Genomic DNA, 21,634 nt, shown 5'->3' with positions numbered 1-21,634 from the left:
TCAAATTATATTTGTTAGACTAATCTAACTTYATTAGTTTTGTTGAAATTATTTAACTATTAGATTAATATAAAAATATGTTTAGCAAAACTTTACTTTCAATTCTTTCTATGTTGTTTGTTATTAATGCCATGGGCCAAACCGGAAGCATTAGTGGTAAAATTATTTCTGAAGCGCTACCCTTAGCTCTCGTAAATATTAAGATAGAGGGGACTCAACTAATCACTCAAACTGATAGTATGGGGAATTATACACTTAGTAAAGTTAAATCGGGCACTTATAGGATTCAGGCATCGGCAATAGGGTTTAGGAAAATGGTTAAAACCATTACATTAAGGAATGATGAGTCATCAGTTTTAAATTTTGATCTCAGCAACCTTCAAAATGATTTAGATGAGGTTGTAGTTACGGGAACTTTAAAGGAAGTAAAGAGATTGGAGAGTCCGGTTCCGGTAGAAGTCTATACGCCAGGGTACTTTAAAAAGAATCCTACACCTAGTATTTTTGAGGCGCTCCAGAACGTAAATGGAGTAAGGCCACAGCTAAACTGCAATATTTGTAATACCGGTGATATTCATATTAATGGTCTTGAAGGACCTTATACCATGATCTTAATTGATGGAATGCCAATAGTAAGTAGCCTTTCGACTGTTTATGGACTTTCAGGAATTCCGAATTCACTGGTAGAACAGATTGAAATTGTTAAAGGACCTGCATCGTCTTTATATGGTAGCGAGGCAGTTGGAGGCTTAATCAATATCATTACTAAAAAGCCTGAAAATGCACCGCTGCTCTCTGCAGATTTTTTTGCCACCGATTATCAGGAATACAATGCTGATCTTGGATTTAAATTCAACCTCGGGAAAAAGGCCATCGCATTAACAGGGGTGAATTATTTTAAATATGGCAATCCGGTAGATCACAATCATGATAACTTCACAGATGTGACGCTTCAGGATCGTATCTCTGTATTCCAGAAATGGAGTTTTGAAAGGAAAAACAAACGAATATTTACGCTTGGCGCAAGGTATATGTATGAGGACAGATGGGGAGGAGAAATGCAATGGAACAAGTCATTTAGGGGAGGAGATCAGGTTTATGGTGAAAGCATTTATACCAAACGCTGGGAATTAATTGGAAATTATCAGTTGCCGGTAAAAGAGAAGATATTTCTGGCTTTTTCGTATAATGAACATAATCAGGATAGCAGGTATGGAACAACATCTTATATTGCCGAACAGAAAATAGGGTTTGCCCAACTTACCTGGGATAAGAAGATTCACAATCATGATCTTTTGCTTGGGACAGCTTTAAGGTATACTTTTTATGATGATAATACTGCGGCAACCACTGGCCTTAACCAGGAGATTGCAAAAAATACCTGGCTCCCGGGAATTTTTATTCAGGATGAAATAACACTAAGCGCAAAGCATAAATTTCTTGCAGGATTTAGGTATGACTATAATTCTGTTAATGGAAATATTTTTACGCCCAGAGTTGCTTATAAATGGAGCATAGATGATAATAATATTCTTAGATTAAATGCAGGGACCGGCTTTAGAGTGGTAAACATCTTTACTGAAGATCATGCTGCCTTAACAGGCGCCAGAACTGTAGAGATACCGAATGAGCTTAAACCTGAAAAGACATATAATGTAAATCTTAATTATTTAAAGAAAATATATACAGATAACGGGACTTTTTTAGGTATTGAAGGCTCAGCATTTTATACTTATTTTAACAACAGGATCATAGGCGATTTTGATACAGATCCTAATAAGATTATTTATGATAATTTAGATGGTTATGCCGTAAGTAAAGGATTAAGTGCTAATGTTGATGTGGCTTTTAACAACGGACTGAAGGTTATAGTTGGGGCAACTTATCAGGATGTTGCCAGTTTTGAACATGGAATTAAGAAGCAGCAAATTCTTACAGAAAAATTTTCAGGAAACTGGGCCATTTCATACAAAATCAAACCATTTAATCTTGCTATTGACTACACAGGAAATGTTTACAGCCCTATGCGTTTACCATTGCTAAGTGATCTTGATCCAAGGAAAGAATTTTCACCAGTCTGGAGCATACAAAATATTCAATTCACATTTAGTGGATTCAATAGATTTGAACTATATGGTGGAATAAAAAATCTATTAAACTGGACTCCAAACAAAGGCAATCCTTTCATAATTGCGAGAGCTAATGATCCCTTTGATAAACATGTGGAACTCGACAAAAACGGCCAGGTAATGGTTACTGCTGAAAACCCATATGGGCTTACTTTTGATCCAAGTTATGTTTACGGCCCGAATCAAGGAATACGGGGATTTTTTGGCATTAGATATACAATTAAATAAATCGAATACCTTAACTTTATGGCATGATCTATCAATCTACCTATCAGGCAGCACGGATTATTGCCCCTAAAGTTGAGGCTATTTTTGCCGCACATCTTGCTGCTGCCAGAGATAGTGGAGAGGACGATCTCGCACCTTTACCTACAGCAGATATAGTTGAAGCTATAATTGATGCGACTTTTTGGGCAAGTTTACGTAAAGAAGAAGGACATTCTCCAAAAATATCATTGGCATTTTTACCTCCGCAGCAAGCGGGCAACCCATTATTATTTAAAAATAGATTGCCTTTAAATCCGGGCACCTTAACTAAGCTGGCACCGGGCATAGAGCGTGCGGGGATACATCTTGGCGTTTGGGAAGAGGATGGGGCACTTTATATTTGGGGAACTACCGTTAGTATTCCTAATTTTTGTTTTGTACTTGATGTTTCTGAACCTGCATTGCTTGTAATTAAGCATAGAAGGATTTATGGGTTTGGAAAATTTACAAACATTGCAGTTCTTAAGGGTGACCAGGTCAAAATGGTTGACGGACAAAGTACAAGTGTACCGGATTGCCCGCCAATGCTTTTATCATTGCTGGATCTTACCGCCCCTTCTTATTGGAATGATTCTGTTAATGTACTAATCCAGCTTGCTGTTTCTATGAGGGCACATGGAAGAGGGGGGACTTTGCTGGTAGTGCCAGGTGAAACCAGTAATTGGTTGCAATCCATTATCAAACCTATTCAATATTATGTGCAGCCGTCTTTTACAGGTCTATCCAAGTTGTTGCAACAAGATCGTAAAGAGGCTAGTCAGATTTTCTGGCAAACTGCATTGAAAAGAGAAGTAGAACATCTTGCGGGTTTAACTGCCGTGGATGGAGCAACTGTTATCAGCAATCAATATGAACTGCTGGCTTTTGGAGCCAAAATAGGACGGGCAAAAGGAAAGGATAATGTTGATGAGATTTCTTTTTCAGAACCGATAACCGGTGGTGATGCCGTAGTAATCCATCCTTCTAAGGTAGGCGGAACAAGGCATCTTTCAGCTGCTCAATTTGTTCATGATCAAAGAGATGCTACAGCATTAGTTGCTTCTCAGGATGGTCATTTTACCATTTATACCTGGTCCGAATATCAGGATAGGGTACAGGCTCACAGAATAGATACGCTGTTGTTGTAAATTAAGAAAAAATAATTGCGCCAATAATAACACTTAGAAATAGAACGATCATTACAATCCGATCTGCATCTATCCATTGTTTTCTGGTCAATTCTTTAGGGGGTGCCTCCTCTTTTCGCCTGGCGAATATATTAAATAAGGAAAAAGTTTTTGTTAACATAGATAGATGGTTTTCAAGTAGATGTATTGATTATTGCAAACTGTGAGCCAAATTAGCGCTTAGAGGATAAAATGTTAATAACTTTGATTTTTGGTTGATATCTCTACTCATATTTTCCGTTTTCAGTTATATTCTACTCTTCGTTTTAAAATTATTTATCTGTAAATCAGAAAGATGTACCTTAAATTTGTTTTTATATAGTACTATGTATTGCATATTACTATATAAAACATATAACTTTGTATTATGATAGCAGAAAATACGCAAACGCAAATGCGAAAGGGCATACTGGAATACTGTGTGCTTCTTATCATATCCAGAGGTGAAATTTACGCCTCGGATATTATAGCTGAGTTGAAATCAGCAAGATTGCTTGTTGTTGAGGGGACATTGTACCCTTTGCTGACCCGCTTAAAAAATAATGGCTTGTTGAGCTATAATTGGGTAGAATCTACCTCTGGTCCACCCAGAAAATACTATTTGCTTACAGAAAAAGGCAAATCTATACTTAGCCAACTCGACGCTACGTGGCAGGAACTGTCGTACGCAATAAATACTTCAAAGAAAGTTGCAGATAATGATACCAACGACCAAATAAATATTAATAAGTAATGAAGAAGACACTCAACATAAATATTGGCAACTCCATCATTCATATAGAAGAGGACGCCTATGAAATGCTTACAGTTTACTTAAATGAAGTAAAACAGCATTTCGCGAAGAATGCAGATGATTTTGAAATTGTAACTGATATAGAAAATAGAATTGCAGAGATGTTTGCAGAAATATTGACCAATCAGCAAAGGCAGGTGATTAATATTCAGGACGTTCAGATAGTTACTGCCCAGATGGGTTCAGTTAAAGATTTTGAATCGTCGGAAGAAGAAGAAGAGGAAACTCAAGAGTACGCTAGCCCTCCTCATTTTAGTGTGAAAAAACTTTACCGAGATACTGATCAGGCAATGATTGCTGGTGTATGTTCTGGCTTGAGCCACTACCTTGATGTAGAATCACGCTTGGTTAGACTTATCGCTATTGCTACAATTTTTCTGGGTGGATCTGGAATATTAGCTTACGTTGTATTGTGGATTATGATACCGAGGGCTGTTACTAAGGCTGAGAAAATGACAATGAGGGGCGAGGAGGCAAACTTAAAAGGATTTGCTAATAGTTATCTGCAGCCTTTGGTGCATCAGTCCAGAGGCTTTATAGCTGAGTTTCTTGATGTTTTGGGTAATTTTATTAATGGAACCGGTAAGGTTATATTCAAAATTATTGCTGCTGGTATTATTGCTTTTGGATCATTAATTATCTTATTCCTTATTGTAGCCCTGGCAGCTTTATTAGGTATGTGGGATTCAAATGTTTATCAGATGTTCCCGCTCAACATTATAAATCATGAGTATATAACTGCATCGGCTATTGCAGCCTTTTTGGTTTTTATGATTCCGGTTTTAGCGCTGGTTCTTTTTTCTATTAGGGTAGCTTTTAACAGCAGACCAGTTAATAAGTCACTTTCATTTGGACTATTGATAATCTGGCTTGCAGGAGTAGCAGTAACTTCATTTTATGTAGTTAAAATTGGGTCTGAGTTTAAAGAAGGTGCTGAATTTACACAAGTGAGTGAAGTAAAACCATTTCAGACGTATACATTAAATATTGATAGAACAAGATTCTTTACAAAAGAAGACAGCTTACGTTACAGCATAGATCCAGGAAATTATAATGGACGCAGAATTTTGACTGATCTTGATCATAACTTTGATGCGCCAAGAAACATCAGGTTAAATATTGAGAAAAGTGAAAATGGAAAGCCCTCATTAAGCCAATATTATAAAGCGAGGGGTAAAACCTTTGAAATGGCATTAAAAAATGCGCAGAATATCCACTACGATTTCCTGCAACATGATTCTTTGCTAACCTTTAGCCCAATGTTGCAATTTGTTAAAGCAGGTAATTGGCGCGGACAAGAGGTTGAGCTTACATTAAAAGTTCCTGTTGGAACCAGGTTAAACATAAGCAAAAACTTTAGCCGTTATCTGGATGGTTATGGCTATTGGGATTGTGATCATGATTCAAACAGTGAGTTCACCGTTTGGAAAATGACCGACGCCGGTATCAAATGCGAACACGAAGAGACAGRAAACAGCGGGGAATAATCCTAATTACTTAACCGTATAGCGGTAGACGGAGCGGGATATATTTCCATCTTTGTCTACCCCTTCAATTACAGCTCTATAGGTTCCGTTTCCATCACCATTATAATAATCTAGCGATAATACCCCTGTTGTATCTGTAACTACTTTAGGGTTCCAGTAAATTGTACTGCGCAAATCATTAAAATTATAGGTGCTGGCTGCATTTACATATTTAGGTGAATAGAATTCTCTTTGTGTACTAAATCCTTTAGGGCTAAACTTTAACAGGTTAGCTTCGGGCATAAGTTTTTTAAATTCAGCTAAACTCATTTTTGTGCCTTTAGGAGCTTTTTTCATATTCACGACTAATACTCCATTGGTGCCATAAAGTCTGTTTACTGTTCCTAATTCATCCCTTGGAAATATCTCTACAGACTCAACTTCAGAAGATTGAACAGCAGTTAACGCAAAATAATCGCTAGGTGTACCATTAATAAAAATTTGAACCGGTGTTTTGTTACCTTGATTATAATCTCTGGTTACATAGAAATTGTTCTCAAAAAATGTTAGGCCCATTGCCTGTGTTTGCAAACATAGTGCGAATGTGTTACATCCTTGAAAACGATCACCATCTATTGTTGTTCCTGTAATATTGCTCAACCCGGATAAAGATGGATAATCTGCATGGCTTGGCCTTTTGGCCTTAGCACCCTCAATTTTTACCTCTTTAAGTGTGCGGAGGTAGCTATACTGCTTTTTACTGTTATTTAAATAGGGCGCTAACGCGCTGTCTATATTAACAACCTCATCAATCTGTTTAGGGTTTTTGGAAACAGGAGGGGCCATTTGTCCATCAAGCAATATCATTAAGCTTGAGCCATTGGCGTTATATTTTGCATTTATTACTACTTCTGATGAATCTGGGATGTTAAGGTTAGGGAACGCAAATACACCTGTGTTATTGGTTAATGCCTCTGCAGAATATTTACTTCCTGTGACAGTTAGTCTTAATGCACCTTTTCTAACAGGCATACCCGTACGATCTCTTAATGTACCTGTGATTCTCATATCCTGTTCAGGCAATAAGGTAAGCGGTGGGAACGGCGCGGTCATGATATCTTTAAAATTAAAACGGCGATAACCTTGCGTAAGCATAAGTACATCCAGATCACTTATCTTTTTCTCATCCGGCTTATTGAAATAATAGTTTGGTTTTTCAATGTAGCCTTTTAAATCAGAGGTTAATAACAGTGAGCTTAAAATAGTTATTTCATTATCTTCATTAACAGGAACTTTTTGGTCATCGGTAACAGAAATAGAATAATTTCCTTCAATAGGTACTGCGCCGTTCTTTGCTGTTACGGTCATTTTTACCTTTTGTCTGGGTTTATAGGCTGCTAAATCAGTTTTTAAGGATACGCTTATGGTACTTTTTGGATAATTGAATGCTAATCTCTCACTAACTGGATCACCTGCTTCAGAGAAAAGCGTAATTTGAGTAATGCCTGCCGGGAATTTGTCTTTCGGAATTTTGGCATTTGTAACCAGGCTATTTAACTTGGTTTTTGCTGCGTAGTAAACAATTCCACCATTGGATCCTACAATAAATACCATTTTTCCTTTGTTCGCTTCAAAATATGTTTCGTTGGCAAATATTTTGATGCCTAAAGCTAATGGATCTGTATTGCTTACCTGAAGTGTAATGCCCGAAGCAACTGGCTTTGGCAATTCAATGCTCTTGGTGGTACCGTCTTTAAACGTAACATTTGCTGTATAGACTTTATTATTCTCTGGATTCAGATAAAAGGAGCCCATACCTAAATGGCTTGAAGTAAAGTTGGTAAGCGTATTGCCTCCATTGTCGGTAATTGTACCCTTTAATTCAACACCAAGTCCAGATCCGTTGATGGCCTTAAAAGCAATTCTTGTGGCTACGCCGTTAATTAAATCTCCACCTTCCGGGAAAAATTGAACATCGTTGTCACTTTTAGCTGGTTTAAGCTTAAAGTTCGAAGTAACTATATTCGTTTCGCTTAAAGTCATGTCGGTTATAAGTTCGCCACTTGTAATAGGTTCTTTACGGGAATCAATCTTTATCCTTAAAATCCCATTCTGGTCGGTTGTGCCTTTGCCTTTACTAACCACATCAAAATTAGAAGTTACCTTCCAGTTTACTGTTTTATTTGCCTGAGCAATGTTCTCACTGTTTTTGAATTGGACTATTGCTTCAATGTTTTGGTTTTTATCCGTCTGAGTAGTTTTATAGCTAAAATGAGTAATCAATTGTTTATCAATTGCCTCACCTACAGGGATGGTTTTGCTAAAGAAAAAGTCTTCTCCAAAGTTTAGCATCCATAAAGTATATGCTTTTATATAATAGTTTCCTTGTTTATAAGTACCAGGGGTGAGAGGTATATTCCCAGCGGCCACTCCTTTTACAACGGGTAGTTTTATGGTTTGAACTAAAGAATCCCTACTGTTTATTACATCAACATAAACGATTTTACTTAGTATGGAAGGAAGATTTTGTTCCATTGTTAAATACGTTTTAAACCATATGGTATCAGCTACGCTATAATAAGGTTTATCAAAATGAACATAAACCCTTTCTGTCGGACGTTCTTCCGCAAGTTTTTTAGATTTATTCATGATGTTATCTAAAACAATACTGTCTTGCTGTGCATATGAAGAAAGCTGCAGTGCAGTTGAAAATAATATTAGGGCAATTACAAATTTTACGAATCTCATCAAAATGGTATGCTGTTAATCATGCTAATATATTCATTTATGAATTGAATAGGTTAGTTACAGTGCATCTTTAACATATTTTGACATATCATTGCTATTTAATACTGGGTATTAAGACAAAAAAAAGACCCTGAATATGGTTTCAGGATCTCCTTAATTTTTTTGTTACGCTGAATCTAATTCCGCAACTTAACTATGTTATTTGAATTCAATTACAAAATCTTGTAAGGGGGTACGAACCTTTTTAAGGTTTACTAACCAATCGCCACCGGCATCTCTATATCCTAATGGAAGTAAGGTCGTACTACGTAATCCCCGTTCTCTTAAACCTAATAATTCATCAAGTTCTGCAGGGTCAAAGCCTTCCATTGGAGTAGCGTCAACTTTTAGAAAAGCAGCTTCGGTTAAAGCAACTCCAAAGCCAATGTATGATTGTTTGGCTGCATGGTTAAAGTTTTCTTCTTCGGTTCTTGAGGTATAGATACCTATCAGTTTATTTACATAGTCAGCAGTTGCTGACTCAGGTAATCCGCGCTCATTATTGGTATGGTTAAAAACCGCTTTGATACGTTCTTCGGTGTAATTGTCCCAGGCAGCAAAGATTAATAAGTGAGAACAATCAGTAATCTGAGATTGTCCGTAAGCTACGGCCTTAATTTTTTCTTTTAGTTCAGGGTTGSTAACTACAATAATTTTAAATGGTTGTAAGCCTGACGATGTTGGAGCTAAATGTGCGGCTGTAAGAATCTGATCAACTTTATCTTGTGAAACTTTTTCACCATTCATTTTTTTTGTGGCATATCGCCAGTTTAAGGCTTCTATTGAGCTCATATTGAAAATCTTAGTTTATTTTTTTATCGTTTAGCACTTATTTTTAACTCTAACATGAGCTTTAAAAATAACAGTGTTAGCAAATGTAGTTACGTTAGTCAAAACAAAAAAAAATACTGAAGCTTATGACTTTAAAATGATAACAAACTTTTTTCTGGTTTCATACGTTAATTACTATGCATGCATAGATAAAAGTGAATGCATATACCAAATTTAATCTACTATGAAAAAGTTACTTCTATCAGCAGTATTACTAGCCACTGCCTCTCTGTCTTCATTAGCACAAGAAAAAGGCTTTTACATTAAACCGACGGGTAGTTACTTTATGAAAGTTACTCCTGTTGAGTTTCCAGCAATAAACGGGCAATTAGCAAGAGACAAAACAACAACCGTTACCGGAACTGGTGCAAGTGCAACGACAACAACCTCAGAAACAGCATTGACAGGGTCTTTTGGACAAGGTTTTAGGGCAGGTCTGGTTGGCGGTTATCAGTTTAATAAAATTATTGGTCTGGAAGTGGGAGTTAATTATTTTAAGAGTGAAGAGCAGGATATGCTGAGGCAAACGGTAATAAATAACGGAACAAATGTGTTAAGTCTGCATGCTGTGGGTAAAGTAAAAGCATTTGACGTAACACCAGCATTAGTTTTCCGAATTCCGAATACAGGGAAATTCCAGCCATATAGTAAAATTGGGGTGATCATTCCTGTTGGAGGATATTTACAAATCAATACTTCAGTTAATGATCAGACTGGTCAGATTGCAGCTTCTCAAGGAACGGTGTCTCCTCCGGGTACTCGTACAACTCTTGTTCTGGCAAGAGAAGAGCACATCAATCCGAAACCAACAATAGGATTTCAAAGCGCTTTAGGATTTGATTATAAGATTGGAAATAATATAAGTTTATTCTCAGAAATAGAGTATCGTAATATTTCGGTTGGCGGTAAAGATAAAGAACTTAGAAGTTACGATGGAACAGCAACTGTAGTTGTTAATGCCACAAACACTCCGGCGGGGTCAAAACAACTGACGCTAGAGGATCAACCAAAAGGAGATAGAGAGGTTAACTATCATAAAACCATTAATTCTACAATGAATGTTAAAGGACAGCCTAATTATGATCCTACTAAACCTTCAGATGATTTACGCTCGTATATTAACATTGGTGGATTAGGGTTAAACGTTGGACTTAAAATTGGAATATAGTATTACTATATTCCAGTGTAAGGTCGACATTCTGCCGTCATGTCGACCTTACATTTTGGACACTCTCCTCAATTATTAGAAAAAGCTTTTTAATGTTTCAGCTTTGCTTTAAATATCTTTTCGAGTTTTTCCACCTTTGGTAAAATTACAAGACGGCAGTACGGTTGATTCCCATTTTTATTAAAATAATCCTGGTGATATCCATCTGCTACATAAAATGTAGATGCCTTATTGATAGCTGTTACAACTGGCTTGCCAAAGGCTTTGGTATCATTCAATTCCTTTTTATATTTTTCTGCCAGCGCTTTTTGCTCTTCATTATGATAAAAGACAACTGAGCGATATTGAGTGCCAACATCTGCGCCCTGCCGATTTAAGGTAGTTGGATCATGACTTTTCCAAAATACTTCAAGAAGTTCATCGTATTTTATTTTAGCAGGATCATAAGTGACCTCAATTACTTCAGCATGACCAGTAGCTCCGGTACATACATCTTCGTATGATGGATTAGCAACATTACCCCCTTCAAAACCTGATTTAACATTTGTAACTCCATTTAAACGCTGAAATAGCGCTTCTGAGCACCAAAAGCATCCCATACCAAATGTCGCTTTTTGCAGGCCTTTAGATTGCGCATTGGCACCGCCTGCCGACAAAAGGATTATAGCCATAATTAATATATTTCTCATAATTCGAATACAATTTTGAAAATCATCTTTCATGTAAAATTACGTAGCAGGAAGGTACATAGTTTTTAATTAATTTGATTTGATTCTAAGTTTACAATTACCTGATAATCTTATTTTGTCCTTGATCTTGTGAATAACTTAAGGTATTTACTTGCAGAATGTTATATGTGTTGCCGATGTGCCTTTACTGTTTATTAACAATTGTTTCTTAAATTAGATTGTTATTACTCATAAAAATAAATCACTATGTCAACACCTTATATTCCTTGTCTGGACCTTGGTTCATACATCAATGGAAATGAAGAACAGCGTAAAAAATTCTCTGACGAATTGGGCAGGGCATTTAATGATTCTGGTTTTGTAACCATCACTAATCATGGGGTAAGTCAGGAATTAATCGAAAAGCTGTATAAGAATATACAATCTATGTTTAATCTTTCTGTTGAGCAAAAGAAAAAATATGAAAGAGTTGAACTTGCTGGTCAACGTGGTTATACCAGCGCCGGTAAAGAAACAGCAAAAGGAGCTAAAACAGCTGACTTAAAAGAATTCTGGCAAATTGGACAGGAGGTTATGGATGGTGATCCTATTAAAAGTCAATATCCGGATAATGAGTATCTTGAAGAGATCCCGGAATTTAATGAAGTTACAAGAGAGATCTACCAACGTCTGGAGGGGAATGGAAAGCATTTGTTGCGTGCAATTGCTACTTATCTAGGGCTTCCAATAGATTATTTTGATAAGCATGTTCATAATGGTAATTCAATTTTAAGAGGAATTCATTATTTTCCTATTCAGGATCCGGATGCTTTACCGGATGATGCAGTTCGTGCAGGTGCTCATGAAGATATAAACCTTATCACTTTGTTGATTGGGGCAAGTGCAGATGGTCTGGAGGTGTTAACACGCAGTGACGAATGGCTGCCTATTAAAGCTGGCCATACTGATATTGTGGTAAATGTAGGAGATATGCTGCAAAGGTTAACAAACAATAAACTTCGTTCTACAACACATAGGGTTGTAAATCCTCCAAGAGAACTGATGAAAACTTCGCGGTTTTCGGTTCCTTTCTTTTTGCATCCTCGTTCTGATATGGATTTAACAAGTCTGGAATCCTGCATAGATGCTGAGCATCCCAAGGTTTATGATGACATGACTGCGGGGGAGTATCTTGATGAAAGATTGAGAGAAATTGGATTAAAAAAATAAATTAGATATTCCACAATAAGGGCCGGTTTTGCAATCTTTCAAAGCAAAACCGGCCCTTATTGTGGAATATCACCCGGATTAAATTCTTATTTTCTGGTAAATTTAATCTCCATGGTTTTCATTTCCTTGCCATCAGTGGTCATGTACATTTCCATCAGATGGTTTTTATCGTCAATTACTTTATATACTTCTCGAACATCCAGGTCCTTGCCTGTCATTGGATCAGCAGTTTTTCCTTTAAGCGTAATAGACTTTGTAGCCTCATCCCATGTTCCTTCCATATTCATAATTCCAGTGCCCATATTATCGACCCAGGAACTAACAAATGTTTTTTTTGCATTATCATATCYCATAAGTCCCATACCTTCAAAAGGCTTTCCCATCATGGTTCCTTTAAAGGCCGACTGCTGATAACGTCCACCCATGATCATGGTGTTTGTGCAAGAGCCTGTACTTTTTGCTGGCGGGGCATCGGGGCTCATCCACATGCTTACCTCTGCATTCCATGTGCCATCATCTTTGGCCATCATTTTATGTACATCACCGGGTGTCATGTAGGCCTCCCAGGCTTTCATCATGGCGTCGTCCTGAGCTGGGGCTCTGCCTACTGCGATAAGCATTAGCAGAACCGCAATAATTGATACTTTTTTCATAACTATATGATTTTAGGTTATACCTAATTTACGAAAAAAACGCCTCTATATGAGCTGTGGTATTTAAATGTACAAAGTTGTGTAGTGATTTATACATTTATTTGAGATTCAGAAGGTTAGTTGGCTATTTTACGCCCTTGTCAACCGCCTTAATTATTGCATCCTCAATTCTTCCTCTGATTTTCATTGTGCTTAGTTTATCGGTTACAGAAGGGTTTACTCTGTTTGAAAGAAATATGTAAACAAGGCCTCTTGATGGATCAACCCATACACACGTACCGGTGTAACCTGTATGTCCATAAGTTTGTGAGGATGCAAGTTCTGAAGGGTATTTCTTTGTCAAATCCGGATCCCATCTATCAAATCCTAATCCACGTCTGCTAACTGCTGATTGTCTTTGAGTAAACATATCTACTGTTTCAGGTTTAAAATACTGCTGACCTCCATAGGTGCCTTTGTTAAGCAGCATTTGGTACATAATAGCCATATCATTTGAACTTGCAAATAAACCTGCGTGTCCTGACACGCCACCAACTAATGCCGCCCCCTGATCATGAACATATCCTACTAATAAGGTTTTTCTGAAATAAGTGTCGTTCTCAGTTGGGATGATTTGCTCTCTGCTGAATCTGTTTCGAGGTAGAAAACCTGCTGTTTGYATGCCGAGGGGTTGATAGAAATTCTCGCTAACGTATTCGTTTAGCGGTTTTCCGCTGATGCGCTCTACAATATCCTTCATTACATACATGCTAATATCACTGTATACGTATTTGCCTCTGGTTCTGATTGGGGCATTTAACATTTTAGGCCACATTATGTCTTTAAAATAATCCTTTCTTACATAATATCCATCGGCCACTTTTGTTGGATAGGCAGCCGAAGAATCTGGACTATGATCAGTGGGTTTGATGGCATCATGGAATGGAATATATGGAATGAACCCTGCCTGATGAAGCATAACCTCTCTTACCTGGATGTTGTTCATTGGCGTTGTTCTGGCCTTAGGGATATAGGCTCCTATATTTGTATCCAGTTTAAGCTTTTTTTCTTCAAACAGGCGCATTACAGTTGGAGTAGTTGCTGTAATTTTGGTTATAGAGGCCAGATCAAATATGTCGGTAACCTTATCCGGGCTTTTGTCATCATAAGTGTGTGTCCCGTAACCTTTATTGAAAACCACTTTCCCATCTTTAGCTACCAATACTACAAGCCCCGGAGTAGCCCGTGCATTAATAGCTTCACTGGCAATATTGTCAATCTCTCTTAAGTTATCAGTATTTATACCCGCATCTTCCGGGAGTGTATATTTTAAACGGATTGGAAGGGTCGTGAATCCTGAGTTTGCAGTGTACTTGGCTGAAAAGTTGGCGGTAAGCTTTTTGGTAACACCAATTCCTCCAAAAATTACCTGAGGTGTAATAGCAGCTGCCAAAGGTGTGCTTTGATCAGTCCACACAATTGGGGCTTTAATTGCATCAAGGGAAGAAAGGGCTCGTCCATCCCCGAATAAAGAAACAATAACCTGTTTGTTACTGCTTAAACTTTGAATGAAATTAATGTTACGGGCGTCATTAGCTGCTGCGGACGGAAGAGAAATAATAACGATATTGAAATATTTCAGATCATCTTCGAGGTCGTTTAAAGCGGCTGAATTCTGATAATTGGCAGAAGAGAGTGAGGTAATTTTGGCGTATTTATTTAAAAGACTGTCAAATATAGTTTGACTGGCAAATCCGAGGTTAACAGATGCTATATTTTTTTTGTCAAGATTTAGCAGGGGGATTACATTTTCATAGTTATTTAAGAGGGTAGTGTTGCTCTCGATACTATTTAAAATAGCAAGTGTTTGTTCGTTTTGTTTATGGTCCTGAGCACAGGCTGTGAATGTAAATAGGGCGAGGAAACTAATTGCAATGATACCTGCCAGGTTATTTTTTCTCATAGGTGTATTTTCTCCCTTAATGTAGTTTTGTTCTTACAAACGTAATTTTTAACTTTTTGATGCGCGGATCGCGATGTAAATATAATGGTAATTTTATGGTAATATCTGGTCAATGCTCATCAATTATCTGAAAAGAAGAGCCGATATGAGGCTTATTTTGCATAAATTAGCAACCTTTACCAAGGAATATAAATGTCAGATATAATAAAACTTTTACCCGATAGTGTTGCCAATCAAATTGCAGCAGGAGAGGTGGTGCAGCGCCCGGCATCGGCAGTAAAAGAGCTATTAGAGAACGCTATAGACGCGGGAGCTAATAAAATCCAATTGATTGTTAAAGATGCCGGAAAGGCATTGATACAAGTTATAGATAACGGGTGCGGGATGAGCGTTACAGATGCCCGTATGTGCTTTGAGCGTCATGCTACCTCAAAAGTACGTAAAGCCGAAGATCTTTTTGCGATCAGGACCATGGGCTTCAGAGGGGAAGCAATGGCATCTATTGCGGCCATTGCACAAGTTGAAATGAAAACCCGCAAGCATGAAGATGAAATAGGGACTTTAATTGAGATTGAAGGTGCCACCTTTATTAAGCAGGAACCAGTGGCTTCGGCTGAGGGAACAAGTATCAGTATAAAAAACCTATTCTATAATACGCCCGCCAGAAGGAATTTCTTAAAAAGTAATCCGGCAGAAATGCGTCATATTATTGATGAGTTTCAACGGGTAGCAATGGCAAGTCCAGGTATTGCTTTTAGCCTTCATCATGACGGCGTTGAAATTTATAGACTGCCAGCTTCTGCTTTAAAACAAAGAATAGTTCATTTATTTGGTAATAATTATAATGAACGGTTAATCCCTGTTGAAGAGGAAACCTCTATAATTAACTTAAAAGGATTTATTGGTAAACCCGAGTTTGCTAAAAAGACACGTGGTGAGCAATTCTTTTTTGTAAATAATAGGTTTATTAAGGATGCTTACCTTAATCATGCGGTGAACAGGGCTTATGAAGAATTATTACCGGATGATAACTTCCCTTTGTATGTGTTRTTTATTGATATCGATCCCTCAAAGATTGATGTGAATGTGCACCCTACAAAAACAGAAATTAAATACCTGGATGAGAAGTCGATATATGCGATTTTGCACTCTGCTGTAAAAAGATCATTAGGGCGGTTTAACATAAGTCCAACCATAGATTTTGATCAGGAAACCGGATTTAGCAGTATGATAACCCATAAAGCGCCCGAAGAGATAGTACCACCGAGCATTAGCTTTAATCCTGATTTTAACCCTTTTGCGGCAGATAAACCGGCAGCAAGAGATTCATCCTATAGTCAGGATTCTTCTTATGCAAGTTTTCCTAAAAGCTATGGATCGGGAGGTGGTAAAATGCCGACAAGTACAAAAAATTGGGGTTCGCTTTATGAAATCGCAAATCACAATCCTGCTCAGCAGTCGTCTCTTGATTTGCCTGGTAATGAGGGCGATGATCAATTTGTTCCTGTGCAGAAGCAACTGATGCAGCTTCATAACCGCTATATTATATCGCAGATTAAATCTGGTCTTATGCTAATAGATCAGCAGTCGGCACACGAAAGGGTTTTGTATGAACGTTTTATTTTGCATCTTGAAGATAGAAAAGGGGCATCACAGCAAAGCTTATTCCCGCAAACGGTTACTTTAAGCCCTAATGATTATGAGTTGGCAAAAAGTTTACTTGATGACATAAAAAGTTTGGGTTTTGAGGTAAGAGAATTTGGTAAAAATACGTTAGTTATTGAAGGGATTCCTGTTGATCTTGGAAGCAGTAATATAAATGAAACTCAATTATTTGAACATCTGATAGAGGGGTTTAAAAATTCGCAACAGGAATTGAAGCTGGATAAAAGAGATGCATTGGCACGAAGTATGGCAAGAAACAGTGCTATCAAAAGTGGAACAGTATTAGGGCAAGCAGAAATGAATATGCTTATTGAGCAGCTTTTTGCGTGTAAAACTCCTAACTTTAGCATAAGTGGAAAGCCGGTTATTCAAACAATTGGACTAACAGAACTTGATAAAAAATTTGATAAATAATAAAGAATGAATAACATCCATATACCACCTGTTGTAAAGAACCTGTTGATTATCAATGTGATTTTCTTTGCTGCAACTTTTATGTTTAAAGATAGTCAGGGTGGTTATTTACTAGTAGAAAAGCTTTCCGTATTTTATTTCGATTCTCCATTTTTTAAGATCTGGCAACCGATTACTTATATGTTTATGCATAGTCCTGGGACTTTTATGCATATTTTCTTTAACATGTTTGCTTTATACATGTTTGGAGGAGTATTAGAGTCAAGATGGGGAGCTAAGCGTTTTCTTAATTTTTATTTGATAACCGGTCTAGGGGCATTGGCACTTCAATGGGCTGTACAGGCATTTGAGGTATATCAGATCGCAGGGACAGCTATGCCAGGTCAGGCGCTTTATCACTTACAAAACCTTACCGAAGCACAAGTTCAAACTCTTATAGGAATATACAATGGACCAATGCTTGGTGCTTCTGGAGCGGTATTTGGTCTGCTGGTAGCCTTTGGTGTGCTCTACCCAAATACAGAATTGTATATTCTGTTTATCCCAGTTCCGATAAAAGCAAAGTACATTATTCCGGTATACATTCTTTTTGAACTAAGTATGGGGGTAGCAAGAGTTCAAGGAGATTCAGTTGCGCATTATGCTCACTTGGGTGGGGCATTAATTGGCTTTATTTTAGTTAAGCTTTGGAAAGATAAGGACAATAATAGATTCTATAGATATTATGAATAACAGTATATTTCAGGACTTAAAGAACAAAGTATTTCACTCTGGCAATCCTTCGTATTTATATATAGGTTTAAATACGTTTGTTTTTGTAATTGTCGCGATCATAAATGTTCCGTTTTTTCTTTCAGGCAATGGTGTTAATTTCGATGCAATAATAGGAGAGTACTTTGGTTTTCCTGCTTCATTAGCAAAGCTTCCTGTAAGGTTTTATACCATCCTTACCTATCAGTTTTTTCACGGAGGTTTTCTCCATTTGCTATTTAATATGTTGTGGTTGTATTGGGTTGGAAGAATCTTCTTAGATTTTCTGAAACCGCGTCAATTCCACTTTGTGTATTTAGCGGGCGGCTTTGCAGGAGCCATATTGTTCGCATTGGCTTTTAATATCTTTCCGGTATTTATTAGTGGGATTTCCGGACAAGTTATAATTGGTTCATCAGCGGCAGTTATGGCTATTATTGTAGCAACAGCTACACTAGTACCTGATTATAGTATTAGGTTATTGTTATTTGGCGATGTTAAATTGAAATATCTTGCAATAGCATACATCGTGTTAGATTTAATAGGAACCACTTCTGCGAATGCAGGTGGTAGCTTTGCTCATATTGGAGGAGCGATTATAGGTTTTACATATATTAAAGTACTTCAGAAGGGAACAGATTGGAGTAATCTTTTTAAGAAAAAGCCTAAGTTAAGAGTGGTTAAAAATAATGGAGCTAAACCATCTGCTAAGAAAAAAGAGTCATCGGTTGATCAACGAGAAATAGATTCGATTTTAGATAAAATTTCTAAGTCGGGATATGATAAATTAACAAAAGAAGAAAAGGAGACTTTATTTAAAGCCAGTAAACATTAAATAGGGCTTATAGAAGGGGTAAAGTATAGATTAATGAAGAAAAATAAACCAACATTTATTGATAAAGTAGTTCGCCTGGCAGCTGTTGTTTTGGCAATTACTTTAGTGCTTGGTTTTTTAGCTGGTAGATTTGATCCGCGTGAATATAAATACATTCCCTTCTTTGGTTTGGCATATCCTTTTATTCTGCTCTTCAATATCTTCATGATCGTATGGTGGTGTATTAGAAAGCGATGGACCTTTGCGATTGGAACGATTGTATTGATTTTTGTAGGCTGGGGAGCTTTAACAGCAACAATAGGGGTCTTTGGCAAGTCAGGTGAACAAGCCAAAGAGAAACCCGAGCATATAAGAATGATGACCTATAATGTTCATAGCTTTAAACCTTATGGGCTAGATAATATTGAATCGGTGAAACAACAGATGCTGGAACTTATAAGAAATGAAAATCCAGACATCATTTGCTTTCAGGAGTATTTTACCCGTCGTAAAGGCCCTTATGATATCACTGATAGCTTAAAAAGAATATTAAAAACACCATACTATTATTTTGTGCCTTCTTCTGCGAACGATTACGAGGCGACTGGTTTAGCTATATTTTCAAAATATCCCATAAAGGACAAAGGTACCATTGTCTTCGGCGAAAATTTTGGAGGCAATGCCAGTATTTTTGTTGATATAATGATTAAAAAGCAAAAACTGAGGGTTTACAACGTGCACCTGCAGTCCATTTCATTCGATAAGCAAGATTATAGTTATATAGATAAGGTTACGCAAAAGATGGATGCGGATCTTGTGCCTTCGAAACGAATTTTAACGCTTCTTAAAAATGCTTTTGTTAAGAGAAGTGGCCAGGTTGATATTATGAAAGATCACATGGAAACATGTAAAACCCCTTTCTTAATTGCAGGTGATTTTAATGATACTCCAGCATCTTACGCAGTAACGCAACTTACAAAATCATTAAATAATACTTTTAAAGAACAAGGCACTGGCCTTGGAAGAACATATAACGGTAAATTCCCTAATTTTCAAATTGATTATATTGCTACAACTAAAGATATTAAAGTGATCAATTACCGCATTATTGATGCTAAACTATCTGATCATTTTCCCGTTCGCAGCGATTTGAGATTAAACCCCTAAAATTTTTACATTTGCAAAATGAATACAGGCTTACAGCTCTATAATACCTTATCACGTAAGAAAGAACTTTTTGAACCCCTTAATGCCCCTAATGTAGGAATGTATGTTTGTGGCCCTACTGTTTATAGTGACGTTCATTTAGGGAATTGTCGCACTTTTATATCTTTCGACCTAATATTCAGATATTTGAAATACAGTGGTTATAAAGTACGCTACGTACGGAATATTACTGATGCCGGCCATTTGGAAGGGGATAGGGATGAAGGAGATGATAAATTTGCTAAAAGAGCTAAACTTGAACAATTGGAACCAATGGAGATTGTTCAGAAATATACGCTGGGTTTCCATGATGTATTAAGGATGTTTAATACACTACCTCCAAGTATTGAACCTACTGCAACTGGTCATATTATTGAGCAGATTGAAATGATTAAGGAGATCATAAAGAACGGCTATGCTTATGAGATAAACGGTACAGTTTATTTCGATGTAGAAAAATATAGTGAGGAATATAATTATACCATATTAACCAACAGAAATCTGGAAGATATGCTTGCCAATACAAGAGAATTGGGTGGGCAAGACGAAAAGCATGGAAGGTTAGATTTTGCGTTATGGATAAAAGCTAAGCCTGAAACAATCATGCGCTGGGCATCACCATGGGGTGTTGGTTTTCCGGGCTGGCATATAGAATGTTCGGCTATGAGTGCAAAGTACTTAGGAGATGAATTTGATATTCATGGTGGCGGTATGGACCTTGCTGCTACTCATCATACCAATGAAATTGCACAATCGGAGGCTTGCAGTCATAAACAACCCGCAAAATACTGGATGCATACCAATATGCTTACTGTAAATGGCACACGTATGTCTAAAAGTGCCGGCAATGGATTTTTACCTGGGGAACTATTCACAGGAAACCATCCTTTACTTGAAAGAGGGTTTAGCCCAATGACGGTTAAATTTTTCATCCTTCAGGCACATTACAGAAGTACTTTGGATTTTTCCAATGAAGCTTTGGATGCTTCTGAAAAAGGTTTCAGAAGATTGATGAATGCCGTGAATTTATTGGAAAAGCTAACTCCTTCAGCAAATAGTGATTTTGAGATAGAACCAATATTTAACAATTGTGTAAAAGCAATGAACGATGATTTTAATAGTCCGGTTGTTATTGCGGAGTTATTTGAAGCAGTACGTATTATTAATACCGTTCATGATGGAAAAGGCAACATATCTGAGGTTGAGCTGGAAAAATTAAAAAAACTCATGAATGATTTCGTTTTTGATGTTTTTGGATTGAAGGACGAAGAGACTTCAAACACTGAATTAAACTCAGTTCTTGATCTCGTTATAGACATAAGAAAAGGGGCTAAGGAGAATAAAGATTATGCTACATCAGACAAGATACGATTGGGTTTACAAAGCATGGGTATCCAACTGAAAGACAGTAAAGATGGAACAACCTGGAATAAAATCTAATTTTGTGTAATTGTTAATTACTTTTTAAAGGAAAAAATTACTCAACCCTTATCTTAGCACAGAAACTATTTAAAAACGATGATGAATAAATTTCTTTATACAATTGCTGTTGCATCCATGACGATTGGTGCTTACGCTCAAAAATCAGATGGAAGCACTAAATCACTTGTTAAAGCAGAGAAAGATTTTGCCGCGAACCTGGCAAAAAATGGTGCAAAAACTGCATTTACTACATATTCATATTC

Annotated in this window: 16 protein-coding genes; 11 read left to right on the top strand and 5 right to left on the bottom strand. The window is 37.1% G+C overall.

Going from position 1 to position 21,634, the window contains the following annotated elements; all coding sequences use genetic code 11:
* Positions 1–77 precede the first annotated feature (77 nt).
* The 4 genes from AC1DG9_RS02940 (at position 78) to AC1DG9_RS02925 (ending at position 5,842) form a co-directional block, all read left to right on the top strand.
* Complete coding sequence (locus AC1DG9_RS02940) at positions 78–2,357, top strand: TonB-dependent receptor (protein ID WP_337717241.1); 2,280 nt, start codon at positions 78–80, stop codon at positions 2,355–2,357.
* Positions 2,358–2,380: 23 nt separating this feature from the next.
* Entirely contained in the window at positions 2,381–3,523 is a 1,143-nt protein-coding gene (locus tag AC1DG9_RS02935; RefSeq protein WP_172661598.1) for a putative sensor domain DACNV-containing protein, read from the top strand.
* A 406-nt stretch (positions 3,524–3,929) separates the two neighbouring features.
* Positions 3,930–4,295 (top strand): PadR family transcriptional regulator, encoded by a 366-nt coding sequence (locus tag AC1DG9_RS02930; protein ID WP_048907523.1) that lies wholly within the window; start codon positions 3,930–3,932, stop codon positions 4,293–4,295.
* Positions 4,295–5,842, top strand: coding sequence for a PspC domain-containing protein (locus AC1DG9_RS02925; protein ID WP_477634293.1), 1,548 nt, complete (start codon positions 4,295–4,297; stop codon positions 5,840–5,842). The genes AC1DG9_RS02930 and AC1DG9_RS02925 overlap by 1 nt, the downstream gene beginning before the upstream one ends.
* A 6-nt stretch (positions 5,843–5,848) precedes the next feature.
* Here the strand turns inward: AC1DG9_RS02925 and AC1DG9_RS02920 are convergent, their stop codons facing one another.
* Positions 5,849–8,569 (bottom strand): carboxypeptidase-like regulatory domain-containing protein, encoded by a 2,721-nt coding sequence (locus AC1DG9_RS02920; protein WP_172661595.1) that lies wholly within the window; start codon positions 8,567–8,569, stop codon positions 5,849–5,851.
* 198 nt (positions 8,570–8,767) lie between these two features.
* The gene (locus AC1DG9_RS02915; RefSeq protein ID WP_477634292.1) at positions 8,768–9,400 is read right to left on the bottom strand and encodes an NAD(P)H-dependent oxidoreductase; all 633 of its coding nucleotides are present in this window, start codon (positions 9,398–9,400) and stop codon (positions 8,768–8,770) included.
* Positions 9,401–9,623: 223 nt separating this feature from the next.
* Here AC1DG9_RS02915 and AC1DG9_RS02910 point away from each other — a divergent pair, with 223 nt between their 5' ends.
* Entirely contained in the window at positions 9,624–10,607 is a 984-nt protein-coding gene (locus tag AC1DG9_RS02910; protein ID WP_172661593.1) for an outer membrane beta-barrel protein, read from the top strand.
* An 89-nt stretch (positions 10,608–10,696) separates the two neighbouring features.
* Here AC1DG9_RS02910 and msrA read toward each other — a convergent pair whose 3' ends face one another.
* Complete coding sequence (gene msrA / locus AC1DG9_RS02905; RefSeq protein ID WP_448104846.1) at positions 10,697–11,329, bottom strand: peptide-methionine (S)-S-oxide reductase MsrA; 633 nt, start codon at positions 11,327–11,329, stop codon at positions 10,697–10,699.
* 213 nt (positions 11,330–11,542) lie between these two features.
* Between msrA and AC1DG9_RS02900 the strand changes: the two genes are divergently transcribed.
* The gene (locus tag AC1DG9_RS02900; protein ID WP_172661592.1) at positions 11,543–12,505 is read left to right on the top strand and encodes an isopenicillin N synthase family dioxygenase; all 963 of its coding nucleotides are present in this window, start codon (positions 11,543–11,545) and stop codon (positions 12,503–12,505) included.
* Positions 12,506–12,591: 86 nt separating this feature from the next.
* On the opposite strand, the gene AC1DG9_RS02895 is transcribed toward AC1DG9_RS02900, so the two are convergent.
* Positions 12,592–13,158 (bottom strand): DUF1579 domain-containing protein, encoded by a 567-nt coding sequence (locus tag AC1DG9_RS02895; protein WP_477634291.1) that lies wholly within the window; start codon positions 13,156–13,158, stop codon positions 12,592–12,594.
* Between the two features lie 124 nt (positions 13,159–13,282).
* Positions 13,283–15,100, bottom strand: coding sequence for a serine hydrolase domain-containing protein (locus tag AC1DG9_RS02890; protein WP_477634290.1), 1,818 nt, complete (start codon positions 15,098–15,100; stop codon positions 13,283–13,285).
* 192 nt (positions 15,101–15,292) lie between these two features.
* Here AC1DG9_RS02890 and mutL point away from each other — a divergent pair, with 192 nt between their 5' ends.
* From mutL to cysS, 5 genes are read left to right on the top strand one after another with little or no spacing between them, the layout of a single operon-like run.
* A complete protein-coding gene (gene mutL, locus AC1DG9_RS02885; protein WP_288881969.1) occupies positions 15,293–17,179 on the top strand; it encodes a DNA mismatch repair endonuclease MutL in 1,887 nt (628 codons plus the stop codon).
* Positions 17,180–17,185: 6 nt separating this feature from the next.
* Positions 17,186–17,911, top strand: coding sequence for a rhomboid family intramembrane serine protease (locus AC1DG9_RS02880; RefSeq protein WP_288881971.1), 726 nt, complete (start codon positions 17,186–17,188; stop codon positions 17,909–17,911).
* Positions 17,904–18,764 carry a rhomboid family intramembrane serine protease gene (locus AC1DG9_RS02875; RefSeq protein ID WP_337717239.1) on the top strand — a complete coding sequence of 287 codons (861 nt, stop codon included), beginning with the start codon at positions 17,904–17,906 and terminating at the stop codon, positions 18,762–18,764. The genes AC1DG9_RS02880 and AC1DG9_RS02875 overlap by 8 nt, the downstream gene beginning before the upstream one ends.
* A 33-nt stretch (positions 18,765–18,797) precedes the next feature.
* Entirely contained in the window at positions 18,798–19,910 is a 1,113-nt protein-coding gene (locus AC1DG9_RS02870) for an endonuclease/exonuclease/phosphatase family protein (RefSeq protein ID WP_288881976.1), read from the top strand.
* An 18-nt stretch (positions 19,911–19,928) separates the two neighbouring features.
* On the top strand, positions 19,929–21,389 hold the full coding sequence (gene cysS, locus AC1DG9_RS02865) for a cysteine--tRNA ligase (protein WP_288881978.1): 1,461 nt from the start codon (positions 19,929–19,931) through the stop codon (positions 21,387–21,389).
* The last annotated feature ends 245 nt before the right edge of the window (positions 21,390–21,634 follow it).

This window comes from Pedobacter sp. 05L430 (assembly GCF_056397585.1).
The sequence above is the reverse complement of the archived record's forward strand: the minus strand, read 5'-3'. Positions and strand labels throughout refer to the sequence as shown.

What these genes read in the sequence shown, in the direction of transcription:
- cysS (WP_288881978.1), top strand. Translation starts at nt 19,929, where the DNA reads ATGAATACAGGCTTACAGCTCTATAATACCTTATCACGTAAGAAAGAA.
- AC1DG9_RS02910 (WP_172661593.1), top strand. Translation starts at nt 9,624, where the DNA reads ATGAAAAAGTTACTTCTATCAGCAGTATTACTAGCCACTGCCTCTCTG.
- AC1DG9_RS02930 (WP_048907523.1), top strand. Translation starts at nt 3,930, where the DNA reads ATGATAGCAGAAAATACGCAAACGCAAATGCGAAAGGGCATACTGGAA.
- msrA (WP_448104846.1), bottom strand. Translation starts at nt 11,329, where the DNA reads ATGAAAGATGATTTTCAAAATTGTATTCGAATTATGAGAAATATATTA.
- AC1DG9_RS02940 (WP_337717241.1), top strand. Translation starts at nt 78, where the DNA reads ATGTTTAGCAAAACTTTACTTTCAATTCTTTCTATGTTGTTTGTTATT.
- AC1DG9_RS02880 (WP_288881971.1), top strand. Translation starts at nt 17,186, where the DNA reads ATGAATAACATCCATATACCACCTGTTGTAAAGAACCTGTTGATTATC.
- AC1DG9_RS02920 (WP_172661595.1), bottom strand. Translation starts at nt 8,569, where the DNA reads ATGAGATTCGTAAAATTTGTAATTGCCCTAATATTATTTTCAACTGCA.
- AC1DG9_RS02870 (WP_288881976.1), top strand. Translation starts at nt 18,798, where the DNA reads ATGAAGAAAAATAAACCAACATTTATTGATAAAGTAGTTCGCCTGGCA.
- AC1DG9_RS02900 (WP_172661592.1), top strand. Translation starts at nt 11,543, where the DNA reads ATGTCAACACCTTATATTCCTTGTCTGGACCTTGGTTCATACATCAAT.
- AC1DG9_RS02875 (WP_337717239.1), top strand. Translation starts at nt 17,904, where the DNA reads ATGAATAACAGTATATTTCAGGACTTAAAGAACAAAGTATTTCACTCT.
- AC1DG9_RS02935 (WP_172661598.1), top strand. Translation starts at nt 2,381, where the DNA reads ATGATCTATCAATCTACCTATCAGGCAGCACGGATTATTGCCCCTAAA.